The 12,824-nt window shown below is 36.5% G+C and carries 13 protein-coding genes, 2 pseudogenes and 1 riboswitch; of the genes and pseudogenes, 6 read left to right on the plus strand and 9 right to left on the minus strand.

What is annotated here, in order from left to right; all coding sequences use genetic code 11:
• The first annotated feature begins 281 nt into the window (after nucleotides 1-281).
• Nucleotides 282-1,472, plus strand: coding sequence for a DUF4317 domain-containing protein (locus tag A4245_RS00675; protein WP_067724678.1), 1,191 nt, complete (start codon nucleotides 282-284; stop codon nucleotides 1,470-1,472).
• Nucleotides 1,473-1,629: 157 nt separating this feature from the next.
• On the plus strand, nucleotides 1,630-2,046 hold the full coding sequence (locus tag A4245_RS00680; RefSeq protein ID WP_067724680.1) for a universal stress protein: 417 nt from the start codon (nucleotides 1,630-1,632) through the stop codon (nucleotides 2,044-2,046).
• Between the two features lie 251 nt (nucleotides 2,047-2,297).
• On the opposite strand, the gene A4245_RS00685 is transcribed toward A4245_RS00680, so the two are convergent.
• The 3 genes from A4245_RS00685 to A4245_RS00695 form a co-directional block, all read right to left on the minus strand.
• Nucleotides 2,298-2,807, minus strand: a complete 510-nt coding sequence (locus A4245_RS00685; RefSeq protein ID WP_067724682.1) for a YfiT family bacillithiol transferase — start codon at nucleotides 2,805-2,807, stop codon at nucleotides 2,298-2,300.
• A 468-nt stretch (nucleotides 2,808-3,275) separates the two neighbouring features.
• Nucleotides 3,276-4,583: an LLM class flavin-dependent oxidoreductase gene (locus A4245_RS00690; protein WP_067724684.1), complete on the minus strand. Its 1,308-nt coding sequence runs from the start codon at nucleotides 4,581-4,583 to the stop codon at nucleotides 3,276-3,278.
• A gap of 73 nt (nucleotides 4,584-4,656) precedes the next feature.
• Nucleotides 4,657-5,409, minus strand: a complete 753-nt coding sequence (locus A4245_RS00695) for a 3-oxoacyl-ACP reductase (RefSeq protein ID WP_067724685.1) — start codon at nucleotides 5,407-5,409, stop codon at nucleotides 4,657-4,659.
• Nucleotides 5,410-5,556: 147 nt separating this feature from the next.
• A riboswitch (TPP riboswitch) is annotated at nucleotides 5,557-5,657 on the minus strand.
• A 208-nt stretch (nucleotides 5,658-5,865) separates the two neighbouring features.
• Between A4245_RS00695 and A4245_RS19505 the strand changes: the two are divergent.
• Nucleotides 5,866-6,024: pseudogene (locus A4245_RS19505) on the plus strand (DUF3231 family protein); the annotation flags it as partial.
• 172 nt (nucleotides 6,025-6,196) lie between these two features.
• Nucleotides 6,197-7,039, plus strand: a pseudogene (locus A4245_RS20895) (tyrosine-type recombinase/integrase).
• 590 nt (nucleotides 7,040-7,629) lie between these two features.
• Here the strand turns inward: A4245_RS20895 and nadA are convergent.
• From nadA to A4245_RS00720, 6 genes are all read right to left on the minus strand, one after another.
• Nucleotides 7,630-8,589, minus strand: a complete 960-nt coding sequence (nadA, locus tag A4245_RS00705) for a quinolinate synthase NadA (RefSeq protein ID WP_067724687.1) — start codon at nucleotides 8,587-8,589, stop codon at nucleotides 7,630-7,632.
• 82 nt (nucleotides 8,590-8,671) lie between these two features.
• Nucleotides 8,672-9,049 (minus strand): hypothetical protein, encoded by a 378-nt coding sequence (locus tag A4245_RS00710; RefSeq protein WP_067724689.1) that lies wholly within the window; start codon nucleotides 9,047-9,049, stop codon nucleotides 8,672-8,674.
• Nucleotides 9,050-9,150: 101 nt separating this feature from the next.
• Nucleotides 9,151-9,276, minus strand: coding sequence for an FAD-binding protein (locus A4245_RS20825; protein WP_324609834.1), 126 nt, complete (start codon nucleotides 9,274-9,276; stop codon nucleotides 9,151-9,153).
• Nucleotides 9,228-9,386 (minus strand): hypothetical protein, encoded by a 159-nt coding sequence (locus A4245_RS19945; protein ID WP_157087616.1) that lies wholly within the window; start codon nucleotides 9,384-9,386, stop codon nucleotides 9,228-9,230. The genes A4245_RS20825 and A4245_RS19945 overlap by 49 nt, the downstream gene beginning before the upstream one ends.
• Nucleotides 9,387-9,855: 469 nt before the next feature.
• Complete coding sequence (locus tag A4245_RS00715) at nucleotides 9,856-10,974, minus strand: NAD(P)/FAD-dependent oxidoreductase (RefSeq protein WP_067724691.1); 1,119 nt, start codon at nucleotides 10,972-10,974, stop codon at nucleotides 9,856-9,858.
• Nucleotide 10,975: 1 nt separating this feature from the next.
• Nucleotides 10,976-11,431 (minus strand): DinB family protein, encoded by a 456-nt coding sequence (locus A4245_RS00720; protein ID WP_067724693.1) that lies wholly within the window; start codon nucleotides 11,429-11,431, stop codon nucleotides 10,976-10,978.
• Nucleotides 11,432-11,552: 121 nt separating this feature from the next.
• Here A4245_RS00720 and A4245_RS00725 point away from each other — a divergent pair, with 121 nt between their 5' ends.
• Both A4245_RS00725 and A4245_RS00730 read left to right on the plus strand, forming a co-directional pair.
• Nucleotides 11,553-12,107 carry a hypothetical protein gene (locus A4245_RS00725; RefSeq protein WP_067724694.1) on the plus strand — a complete coding sequence of 185 codons (555 nt, stop codon included), beginning with the start codon at nucleotides 11,553-11,555 and terminating at the stop codon, nucleotides 12,105-12,107.
• 91 nt (nucleotides 12,108-12,198) lie between these two features.
• On the plus strand, nucleotides 12,199-12,762 hold the full coding sequence (locus A4245_RS00730) for a hypothetical protein (protein WP_157087617.1): 564 nt from the start codon (nucleotides 12,199-12,201) through the stop codon (nucleotides 12,760-12,762).
• The last annotated feature ends 62 nt before the right edge of the window (nucleotides 12,763-12,824 follow it).

Below are 12,824 nucleotides of genomic sequence, written 5' to 3' on the forward strand. Positions count from 1 at the left end.
TGTGGAAATGAAGTTCATCAGGTTTATGAAGATCAATTGGCTGGAGAGTCTGTGTTAAAATGACGTTCATCAGGTTTATGAAGATCATTTGGCCGGAGAATCTGTGTTGAAATGAAGTTCATCAGGTTTATGAAGATCATTTGGCCGGAGAATCTGTGTTGAAATGAAGTTCATCTGTCAAATGAACTTGGCAGTATTTTTTGCTTTAGAGTAAACGATATTTCTATGATAAAATGAAACTAATGCGATACACATGTGAAACAACGTGGGAGTGGAACCGATTGAACAAAAAAGACATAGCAAATATTCGAAAACAGTTCAAAATTAATAATGACTTATTAAAAATCAATGAAATTTTTAATGTATATATTATGAAGGAATCCAGTGAAATATATCATCAGCAAAGTTTACCATTTGAATTACTGGAGGAAGAACAGAAGGATTTATTTATGAGTAACTTTAAAAAAGTACTCTCCGGACAGTTGGATGAGAAATTGTTTGAATTGAAGTTTCAGCGTGATGTGGAAAATAACAGTCAGCTAATTCTGCATCAGGGTCTGTTAAGTAATGATACAGAAGAATGGAAAGGTCATATGCTTCATCTCGTAGAAAAAATGCTTAAAGATAAGCAATATGAAATGGATATTGTCGTGACCTTCATTCGTGGGGAATATATGAAACCAATGAAACGTCAGAGTGAAGAAGCCGAAGAAAGTGAACGAAATACGGTTTATTCCCACCCCTTTATCCTGTGCAGTATGAATAAAACGCAGGACCCGAAAAAAGAATTGCTGTTTGATTATGTTGAAAAGGAGTTTAAATATAATTTTATCGTCGACCCAATTATCAATTTGAAAGCTCCGATTTCAGGATTTTTGTTTCCTTGTATCACGGATAATGCTGCAGATGTGAACCATGTACTTTATTCGGCAGAGAAAGCATATGAGCTAAACTATCATTTCATAGAGGAAGTATTAAATGCGGAAGAAACGATGACTGCCCAAGAGGATAAAATTGTTTTTGAAGAAATTGTTAAAAAAGTAGCTGGTGATCAAATCAATACTTCCACACTTTCAAATGTATATGATGAGATCCATCGTGTCCTTGAAGAGAATGAAGAGGAAGAAATACCGAAATTAGACTACAAAGATGTGGAAAATGTCTTGAAAAGCAGTGGAATAGAAGACGTTGATACGGATAAGGTAGAAACAGCGTTTAAGAGAGTGATCGATGATGAAAGGTATGAGCTGAAAGCGAGCAGTGTTATACCGAAATATACTTCCAAATCGATAAAAATAAAGACGAAAATAGCTGATATCTCTGTCAGTCCACAAGACTTAAGGTATGTACGTCAAGTTCAATTGAACGGAAAGCTTTGTCTAATGATTGAAGTAGAGGAAAATACGGTGATTGAAGGCTTTGAAATGATTCCGGAAGCATTATTTCAAAAAGCAAAAGAAACGGAAGAATAATTGGTGGAAAAGAGGGACAGGAATCCTGTAAACGGAGCCTGTCTCTTTATTTTGGCAGCATAAACATAAACTTCGGGTTCTTGTAGTTATTATAATGTTTGCTGACTACATATGGTATGATAAATGAAAAAACTTTATACATAGTGGGGGAATGCCGATGTTTAAGCGAATCTTACTTGCTGTAGATGGCTCGATTCATTCGGTGAGGGCAGCTGAATATGCCGTTGGATTGGCTAAGAAGTTTGACAGTGAAATTGCTGCTGTTTATGTTGTCGATGGTGATACTGCTAAGCAGGATGTTTTGCAAGGAACAAGTGAGTTTCAAATTGAAGCAAAGCGGAGAGGAAAAATAAAGCCAATCAGAAAATTACTGGATGGTTCAGGTGTTTCCTTTAAAACGCATATACTTCATGGTGATCCAGGGCCCACAATTGTTGACTTTGCTAACAAAAATCAGTTTGATTGTGTTCTGATTGGAAGCAGGGGCTTAAATAACTTTCAGTCGTTTCTTTTGGGAAGTGTGAGTCATAAAGTGGCAAAGCGGGTGCAGTGTCCGGTGCTGATAGTTAAATGACTTTCTCTTTCAGCAATGTCGGTAAGAAATATAAAACAAATTGGAAAAAAATAGTAGAGGGTTCCATCTTTTGGTGCATGCGAGTTAAATGACAGACAAATGATGTATGATGAATTGGTATACGTCTTTTTTGGAGCTGAGCGTGGCTGTTTCGGGAACTAAGCTATAACATCATTAAAAACTTATAGTTCCCCTAAATAATCCAAAATTCGCTTATCTAGATTTGATAAGCGAATTCCTATAAAGGTATGCTATTTTGATAATGCGATTTTTATATGGGCCAAGTGATGTTCTTCATGCCAGGCTAATTTTGCAACCTTTGTGGCAACTGTTATTTTGCCGTTTTTCTGGTGAGTAAAGATGCGGTCTAATTGCTCTTCAGTTAAACTATTTCCTAGAGAAACAATGCGCTTATTTATGCCTTCCAGCATTTTAATAGAACTTTCTATAGGAAGCTTTGTATCCGGTTGAACAGCCCACTTGTCTTGATCAAAATCTGGTACGGTTGGATTTTCGTCTGTTAAAGCAAGCTTCAAACGTTGATACATGTTCAACTGAGAATCTGCAATGTGATGAACCAGCTGGTGAACTGTCCAACTGCCATCACGATAAGTTTTATTCAATTCCTCATCACTTAGTGAGTCGACAGTTTCTCTTAACCGAATCGTGTACGTTTCGATTTGCTTTAACCATTCCTGAACATGTTCAAGTGTTACTTTTTCAGGTACTTGTAATTCGCCAATTGGGTAAATTACATCCATTTACAATCCCCCTTATCCCTATTGTATTAAAATTTTGATATTAACCTATAATATACTAATCTACCTCGTTCTTGTAAAATTTCTTGCCTTCATACAGAACTTACACACGCCTTCTTAAAAAGGTGCTTTCCATTTTAAAAACGCACCCTTTAGCATTAAGTGGAAATCTTCACAATCTTTTCCTTATACTGATTAATATCTAATCTCTTAAATGTCTGAGGCATTACAAAAAGATGCAGACGCTCTCTTATTAAAGAAAAGCGCTCGATTGCAGAACTAATCATCAATGTATTTCCCATCTTTTTTATTTGTTATTTCTTCACCTTTTTTATTATTATACCTTATTACATAAACATTGTCCGAATCAGTAAGTCCAATTATAATTACTCTTATGAGAACATTCTCAAGTTTTTATACTAATACCAACATCTTACCACTTCAACTAGATAATCATTTTATAATAATTTATTATGTTAATCCTAAATGTTCACGGAAGGTATGACCTTCATATTTCTTTTTGAAAATACCTCTTTTTTGCATTTCAGGAACAATTAGTTCAACAAAGTCTTCTAAACTACCGGGTAATGTAGGAGGCATAAGATTAAATCCGTCAGCCACACCAGCTTCAAACCAGACTTCCATCTGATCCACAATTTTGTCGGGGGTACCGATCAGCGTGTGATGTCCACCGCCTGCATTAAGATATCCTAATAATTCTCTTACTGTAGGTTGTGTATCATTAATAATTTCTAGTATCGTTTCGTAACGTCCAACTGGAACAGTAAATTCTTCTACTGGGGGTAATTGAGGTACTTCTTTATCAATTTCCCAATTAGAACAGTCTTGTTGAATAAAGAAACTCAACCGTTTTAAAGCTGTTTCAGGAGGTAATTGCTCATCTAATGCTGCTTTTTTGGCTAAAGCTTCTTCATGAGTATGACCTACATAGGTTACTAAGCCTGGAAATACTTTAATATGTCTATTGCTGCCTTCGCTTCGTTTAACTTGATCATCTAATTTTTCACGGAACTTTTTTGCTTGCTTTAAGTTCCACGACACTGAATAGACTGCATCGGCATATTTTGCTGCTAATGCAATGCCTTGTTTAGATGCCCCTGCTTGCATTGATACTGGTTTGCCTTGCGGGCTTTGTGGCGTAGTGGACGGGCCATACACTTTAAAATAGGTACCTTCGTGATTAAAAGGCCGTATGTTTGAAGGATTTATCAATTTTCTTTCTTCACGATGATGTAGAAACTCATTACTGTCCCAAGAAAGAAATAACTTATTCATTAAAGCAGCGAATTCATCTGCCTTCTCATAGCGTTTGTCATGAGAAGGTAGTTCTTCCATGCTATGATTTAACGCCTCTAAATCAGTCATTGACGTAACGAGGTTCCAACCAACACGTCCTTTTGTAATATGGTCTAAACTTAATAGTTGTCGTGAAGCTGTGAAAGGATTAGAAAAAGTACTTGAAATTGTTGGAACTAATCCCACATGATTTGTCACTTGAGAAATAGCAGTTAAATTGACTACTGGATCAAACCAAAATGCTGGCATATCACTAGAATCTTTACCTTGAAATGATTGGTTATCAGCAAAGAATACTGCGTCAAAGTAACCTTTTTCTGCTAACTGCGCCAAAGATTGGTAATAAGAAATGTCTCCAATACGTTCAACGCTTGAGTCAGGCATTAACCATGCAGCTTGATGGTGTCCACAACCATACAGCAAAACACCTAAGTGTAGTTGTTTTTCTTTAATTTTTGTCATTTGTTTACACCTCAAAATTAATTGTCTTGTATACTCCTTTTTTTTGAAGGATTATCTATGGTAATTTAAGCTATTAGTTCATTGTCAAACCGCCATCTACTGTGAAATTTTGACCTGTAATACCGTTCGCATTTTCCGAAGATAAATAAGCGACCATATTGGCTACATCTTGAGGTGTGGTCACCTTCTTCAATGGCGTTGATTGAGCAATTAAATCGAATACTTCTGGTGTTGTAACAGCACTGGCGTCAGTCGTTTTTAATAATCCACCTGAAACTACATTCGCTTTTATACCATATAGTCCTAATTCAGAAGCGATATTACGTGTAAAACCTATTAATCCAGCTTTAGCTGTTGTATATTCGTGGTAGGGTACAACAGGATTTTGATATAAATTAGTACCTATACTTATAATACTTCCATTTTGTCGTTCAATAAATTGAGGTATGACGCTTTGAACTACATTAAATGCTGCTTTTAAAGTACCATCTAGTTGTTTTTGATAATCATCCCAAGTGAGTTCTGTAAAGGTTTTCTGTTTGTTTGGATCAAATTTGAAGTCTACTAATGCATTGTTGACTACAACATCTATTTGACCAAAATATTCCGTTGCTTTTTTTATCAATTTATCTACTTCTTTACGATTTGTTACATCAGCCTGAATTGCAATAGCATTCTCTTCACCAATCTCAGAAGCGAGCTTCTCAGCAGCATCTTTGCTTTTAAAGTAATTGATAACCACTTGAAATCCTTGTTGTGCCAATGTCTTTACAATAGTTGCCCCTAAACCTCTACTACTACCTGTTACTAATACTGTTCTAGTCATCATAACAACTCCTATATTTTTAATTTTGATGAAACTTAAATAGTAAAATGATAGATAAAATAAAAAATACGCAACCTTCCCATAGGAAAATTGCGTAAAAACAAATAACTACATATTAAGAATAAGGCACAATCGCTCTTTAAGTATGTATTAGAGTTTACACTTTCCTACGCTAGTTTCAGCTAGTTCAGGTTCAAAGGGTTTGAGGTAATACTCATCTCAGTTAAATAACACCCCTAGTGCATATATTTAAGTTATATTCAATGTTATGGTTTTAAGAGATTTATGTCAAGGAAATATGGCTAGTCAAAGTATTTCTATAACTTTGTTATTCTAAAAATAACATGTTATATCTGCTTTTATAACTAATCTATTGAATCTGCTTCCCCATCGGCTGTTAAGGAATGGTTTCATATTGCCTAACCATTACCTTTTTCTTAATCTGATAGATCTCACGCATCTGCCATGAGAATAGACCTAGTGACGACTTATGAAAAAATAATACTAAAGAATTTAATGATTACAAAAGAGTGGTTCAATTTAATGACCAAAAATAAATGGTTAGAACAACCACCACTTGCTCCAAACAGAAAAGACCTTGCAAAAGATAAATAGAACTATAATGCCCTTTTAGCGAGGGCATTTTTTCCTTAATCCTTGTTCAACTCTCCTGCTAAGTTTGCTTAATAACTTCTACAACAACATTTTAACATTAAATTCCAGTTATTTTGAAAGTTCTTTTATTAACTGGGAAATCCTTAAACTAAAATGTTTAGGAGTGATTGATTTGTTGTTATCAGATGCTGTGAAGTATTACGAAGCAGATAAAAGAATTGAAGGGTTTTCCTCTCAAACACTTAAAGCCTATAAACTACAAGCTAAGTTGTTAATCAATTTTTTTAGCAATATCCCAATCAGCCAAATCTCTACTTATGATTTACAACATTATTTGGCGAATCAAGTAAAGATCTTAAACCTTCAAGTCTATCTCACCGAATACGATTTATTAAATCTTTATTTCGTTGGTCTCACGAAGAAGGTATTCTAAAAAGCAATCCTGCTAGGAAGATAAAAGAACCAAAAGTTGGAAAACGTATCCCAAAATTTTTAACGGAAAAAGAAATTGAACATTTACGTGATGCTTGCTTGCTATTCTTCTATGGAGAAAGCCTTATTTGAATTTATGTTTTCAACTGGTTGTCGTATTGGGGAAATTGTGACTCTTGATCGTAACAGTATTAACTGGGGAAGTAACTCTGCAATCGTTCGGGGCAAGGGTGATAAAGAGAGGGAGGTTTATTTTAATGTTCGTTGTGAAATTTGGTTAGAAAATTATCTTAAAGAAAGAAACGACAGGGACCCAGCTATTTTCGTTACAGAACATTCTCCTCATAGAATGAGTATTGCACAAATGAGATACGTAATAAAGAGAATCTCAAATCGTGTTGGGATAAACAAAACAATTCATCCTCATCAACTGAGGCATAGTTATGCAACCCATCTTTTAAATAATGGTGCACCAATTGACGTAATTCAGAGCCTACTAGGACACGAAAAAAGTGAAACAACGAGAATATATGCTCAGTTAAGTGGGAAGATCAGACAAGAGTTTTACAACAAATATTTTTAGGGAAAATAGAGTAACGATAATTTCTCGTTACTCTATTTTAATAAAGCACCCTTTAGTTAAAGTACATTTCTTCACAAATTCACATATATTATTACGTTTATGCTTATTCTATAAATTCAGTTTACAGTGAACCACTTAATAGTAAATCTTTTCAAGGACATCCCTATACAATTTGCCCATTTCATGAGAAAGGACGCAAATCCTTACTCTGGATAAGCACCCGATTGATGAATAACATCATTAAAATACAGGTGGAGTTTCCCACGCCTGACCTACACTCCCTATCCTGCTAAATCTTGTTGAAAAATTAACACATATATTTGTCATATTTTCTTGATAAATTATTATATCATACTATTGTTCTGTCATAATGGGTGCAATTTCAACTTAGTTTGTTAACCAAAATATATATAAACGGATCGGATCAGTTTACAAACACTAAAAAAATCAAGCACATTTCCTTTTGGAGATTGCTTGTTTTTCTGGTTTTATGTGGTGGATTGTCTTGAAGGTTGCAGGAAGTTTATTATCTTTGGGCTTTAGCAACGGCGATAAATGAAAAACTTGCACTTCAGCTAAGTCAATATGTCTTAACCAATAGAAACCATACGATCAATGGAAAGTTTTGCTTTGTCAGCGATATCGGCAGGAACTGTAATTACATGCTTATTTTCTTTCAGTGTAGCTAATACTTTTTCAAGTGTGATCATTTTCATAAATGGACAAATGGCCTCTGGATTAGCTGCTAAGAATTGCTTTTCAGGGTTTTGTTTTTGCATCTGATGAATAATCCCCACTTCTGTTGCAATGATGAATTCATCAGCTTGGGAATTTTTTGAGTGTTTCAGCATATTGCCAGTTGATAGAATATGAGTTTTATCCTCTGGCAATACCCCCTCAGACTTTAAGAACATGCTAGAAGTAGAACACCCACATTCCGGATGTACAAGCAAATCTGCTTTTGGATGCTGTGCCAGAACACCTTCTACCTGATGTGGAGCAATGCCAGCGTGAACGTGACATTCACCCATCCATATATGTATATTTTCCCGACCTGTTTCACGCTTCACGAAAGAACCGAGAAACATATCCGGCAAAAACAAGATTTCTTTATCTTCAGGGATGGACCGAACGATATCCACTGCATTGGAAGATGTACAACAATAATCGCTTTCTGCTTTAACTTCTGCAGTTGTATTAACATAAGCAACCACAACGGCACCTGGATGCTCTGCTTTCCATTCACGGAGCTGATCAGCAGTGATGGAATCTGCTAAAGAGCAGCCTGCTTCAAGGTCTGGAAGAAGAACGGTTTTTTCTGGGTTTAAAATAGCTGCCGTTTCAGCCATAAAATGAACACCACAGAATACGATGACATCTGCAGTGGTGTCAATCGTTGCACGTGCAAGATGAAGGGAATCACCCAGAACGTCTGCAATATCTTGAATTTCTGGAAGCTGATAATTATGCGCAAGCAAAATCGCATTGCGTTTTTCTTTCCATTCTTGAATTTCCTCAATGATACGGTTTTGCATTTCAGTAACTGCCATTTTAAAGTTCCCCCAACTAATTTTAATTTCGAGAAAGTAGTAAGTAACATGTGGTGACGAAATGTTTTCAACAAGAAATAAATCAAGTAATGTGCGCGGTTTCAACGTGTTGATGGTGGATTGCCACCCCTTCTTTTCCCCTCTGAACAATCATTTTTCTGCGCCAATTTTCATCATCCTCAAACGGAAAGTCACTTCTAAAATGACCGCCGCGGCTTTCTGTGCGTCTTAACGCTGCTTCCGTAATAAGGGAAGCAACAACGTACATAAAATAATTAGAAATAGATTGAATCCTATAATTGTCAAGCTTTCTTACATCATGTAAATGCAACTGCAAAAGCCAGTTTTTCTGTGCTTCCAGTAACTCTTTCGAACGAACAATGCCGACCCTTTTCATCATCATATCCTTTAAGACTTTGGTACCTGGAAGAATTATTTCTTTTTCCTCAATAGATTGCATAGATTCCGACATCTTCGGAATTTGATATTTGATGCAACGTGAATTAATCCATTGTGCAAGCTTTTTCCCCTGATAAGGCTTTTTAATAAGGAATTACTTGCTTATCGATTCGCACCGTGAAAACCTGTACATGCCACTTCACCTATCGCGAATAAGCCATTTAATGACGTTTGGCCAATTAAATCCGTTTTAATACCCCCATTAAAAAATGAGCCGAATTTGTATATTCCATATGTAGCTTTGTGATTAATTTCACATTTTTATCATCACTTAATAAATTTGCCAGCTGTAAAGTAGCAACTCCACTGCCAATAATCAGAACATCATTCACTTCCATAATTTAACCTCCAGATTTACACCTGTCTTGACATATATATTTACATAAAGTGAAAATAAATACAAGCTTTTCTTAAACAAAAAATATGATGATTGCGAAAATAATTATAACAGGGTTAGAGCGCCAGCAATATGCGGGATTTACAACGTTAAGGAAATTACATATTTAGAAAGCCAAATTTCTCAGCATTAAATTGAGAAATTTGGCTTTTCATTCCTGCAGTAAAAGGGTGCCCATTTGTTGAAAGTTAATCGGAATGCACTCTTTCGCTAATCTGCCCCGTTACTTTAAGTGCAATATTTCACAAGGTTTTTCAAAAGAGATAAACGATATCCTTATCGTTACTAATAATAAAAGCCGTCTAAAAGTTGCCTTCTTATCGGTCAATAGTAATGTCATTTGAGTTATGTTTGTTGAAAATGCACCACAAAACGATCCCATTAAAAATAGGATGAAATCAACATCCATCCTATTTAACAGCACCAGCTACATCATAATCATTTAAATCAATTTCAATCTTTTCATGAAGCGCCAGTTTAGCCAGTTGTATCCCAATGTACGGACCCATTGTCAATCCTGATGAACCAAGGCCATTTGCGAGCAGCAGTCCATTGAACCCAGGAAGCGGCCCAATGACTGGTAAGAATCCCGGTGTAAATGGGCGAAATCCAACCCTTGTTTCCAGCACCGTACCATTGCTTAAACCTGGTGCAATGCCGATTGCTTTGTTTAATATTTCCTGTAGACCACCTGCAGTAACCCGGCAATCAAACCCGACATCATTTTCATGTGTTGCTCCAATCACTAATCGATTGTCATCAAACGCAAGCATATATTGATCAGCTGGTGGCATGACAACCGGCCAATTGGACGTATCGGTTTCAGGCATTTTCAAATGCATGATTTGGGCCCGCTGGGGGGTTACATCAAAGCCTAGTCCCAAAGGTTCAATAAGCTCATTCATCCATGCGCCGGCAGCAGCAATGACGCAGTCTGCATACAGCTTTTCATCTCCAAGTAAAACACCGGTGATGCTGTTTCCTTCATATAATAAACTGGCACTGCCTTCGATTACGTTAGCTCCGTATTTTTGGGCGCCGTTCAATAAGGCATTGCGTAATTTCCGCCCATCCACTCTGGCAGCGCCACTGACGAAAACAGAACTGTATGCATCTGATAAAAGAGGGAACAGGGATTGTGTTTGGTCACGATCCCTTAACAGAATTTCCCCGATTTCAGGTGCTTCTTCACGACGTTTTAATGCACGGTCCTTCATTGCTATCAACTTATTCTCGTCGGTATGTATGCTGATGGCTCCGACGCGGGCGTAACCAGTATTTGTTTCTCCGTCCGCAGCCAAATCCTCGATCAATTCGTGATAGATTTTTGCACCGTTTTTGGCCAGTCTGTACCATGCCTTATTTCTTCGCTGTGACAGCCAGGGGCATACAATTCCTGCAGCTGCATCTGTTGCCTGCCCCTGCTCTTTACGGTCAATGACAACGACATTGGCGCCTTTTTTTGCAAGGTGATACGCGGTACTCGCTCCTAGAATGCCAGCACCTATAATAATATATTTTTTAGTCATCTTATTGACTTTTCACCACTTGATGCATTGCTTTCATCTTCCCAAGATGTTCTGCTTCATGATATGCTAGCATGATTAAAAGATCACTGTAAGTTTCAATGCTGCCGAATGGGACTTTAAATGAAACATTTGTTTTCCAGAACAAGTCATTGAATTCATTTATGCGGTTTTGCTGGTCTTCCAAATCTTTTAGCAGCACTTCAAGTTTCGGCGGCTCTGTCGTCCAATCTGCAGGCTTTGTCCCTGATCCGAAAAGGTCGGCATAATTTTGAGGAATGTTGGTTGATTTTTTTGGATACATAAATAGAAATTTCTCGTTTGTTACAAGCACATGTCCGATATGCCAGCGAATGGTATTATTGAAATACGTCGATTGCATATCAAGTGTTTCTTCATCCAGTTCCTTTATAAACGTAAGCAATGAAATTCTAGTTAGATTAAATTGTTTTCTTGTCATATAAATCCCTCCAATTATTACCGATTATAATCGAATATACGGTACATGAACAGCAATTCGGAATAAATAAAGGAAATTTCTGCACGTATCGAGAATATTAAAGAGAAGGGGATGAATAATAGTGCGTGAGAAAAGTATGTTAGGCAGGATACTGCTATATTTAGGTTTTGCAACTATTGTTATAGGATTTATCCAGGCTATAATGACTGCACAGATAATGGATTATGATCCTTATGGTAATGAGACACCGATTTTTGAATGGAGATATTTTTTAATGACTTTCCTCCAGTCTTTAATCAGTGGAGTAACAATAATTGCTTTAGCTGAAATTATCAGGCTTTTAAACTCATTGAACAGTAATTTTCAGAACATCCAGCAGGCAACCTCGAATCCACAACCACAACCTATTCCAGAAAGTTCAGATGATCGGCCTGCAGACAAATGGTCAATAGATGAAGCAGACCAGGAGAAAATATACAAGCTATATACTGATAAAGCAATTTTGGAAATGATACCCTCCTATAAAGAAGGATACTGTATTGTTACACTGCAGGAATTCAATGGGCCCTTAAGTTCATTTAAAAAGGTAGTGGATATTAATGGAAATGAAGCTAGAGAAGTACGTGATCCGATTTTAATAAGTCAAATATTGTCATTTGCTAAGGGAAATCAGTAAGATAGAAGGAAGAAGAAAAACGGGCTGTACATAAGTATGTATATTCAATTTGTTATATTGTTAATATCATAAAAACAAGGGGTTGTCTTTTTTGGCAGAAGGAAAGCAAAAGTCAAAAATGGGGTGGTTTGGCTGGACATTGACCAGCGTTATTGCCATTACTGTTATTGTATCAAGCTTATTCTTTTTTAATGTCTTTCAACTGGATTTTGGTACGATATTCAATGATGATGGTCGTGAAAATCTAACAGATGAAAAGGATCTTACGGAAGAGGGAAGAGAAGAGGTCGAAAGGGTCCGGGCAACGGTAGGGCAGGAAAACACCGAAGTAGGAGAATTCGTTGCCATCACGCATGAATTTTATAATAAAACGACTGGTTATGGCGGGATAAATAATTTGGATTGGGATGAACAAAGAGACAAGGCGCAATATGTGATCGATACAATTGAAGATTTGAAACCAAATGTTTCGGCGGAATTTTTAAAGGCAGACCTTGAATCCATCCTTTCATTAGCCCAACGTACACTGAAGGAAGAAGATGCATCCAGTGTACGCTATTTGCACAGGTATTTTCATGACTTGGACATTGCAATGAATGAATATTCTTCTTATGATTTATGGAATGTGACAGAGACATTAGAAAATGTCGAATAGGCAAAAGGCTATTCAATAACGAAAAAAGTATGGTAATCTATAATTTGGAATAATATATTGAA

The sequence above is a fragment of the Oceanobacillus damuensis genome, assembly GCF_001618145.1.
Lineage (GTDB): Bacteria > Bacillota > Bacilli > Bacillales > Amphibacillaceae > Oceanobacillus > Oceanobacillus damuensis.

Coding starts and splice junctions, on each gene's coding strand:
- A4245_RS00710 (WP_067724689.1), bottom strand. CDS start 9,049: ATGCAATCTATTGAGGAAAAAGAAATAATTCTTCCAGGTACCAAAGTC.
- nadA (WP_067724687.1), bottom strand. CDS start 8,589: ATGGCAGTTACTGAAATGCAAAACCGTATCATTGAGGAAATTCAAGAA.
- A4245_RS00680 (WP_067724680.1), top strand. CDS start 1,630: ATGTTTAAGCGAATCTTACTTGCTGTAGATGGCTCGATTCATTCGGTG.
- A4245_RS00715 (WP_067724691.1), bottom strand. CDS start 10,974: ATGACTAAAAAATATATTATTATAGGTGCTGGCATTCTAGGAGCGAGT.
- A4245_RS00720 (WP_067724693.1), bottom strand. CDS start 11,431: ATGACAAGAAAACAATTTAATCTAACTAGAATTTCATTGCTTACGTTT.
- A4245_RS19945 (WP_157087616.1), bottom strand. CDS start 9,386: ATGGAAGTGAATGATGTTCTGATTATTGGCAGTGGAGTTGCTACTTTA.
- A4245_RS00695 (WP_067724685.1), bottom strand. CDS start 5,409: ATGACTAGAACAGTATTAGTAACAGGTAGTAGTAGAGGTTTAGGGGCA.
- A4245_RS00690 (WP_067724684.1), bottom strand. CDS start 4,583: ATGACAAAAATTAAAGAAAAACAACTACACTTAGGTGTTTTGCTGTAT.
- A4245_RS00685 (WP_067724682.1), bottom strand. CDS start 2,807: ATGGATGTAATTTACCCAATTGGCGAATTACAAGTACCTGAAAAAGTA.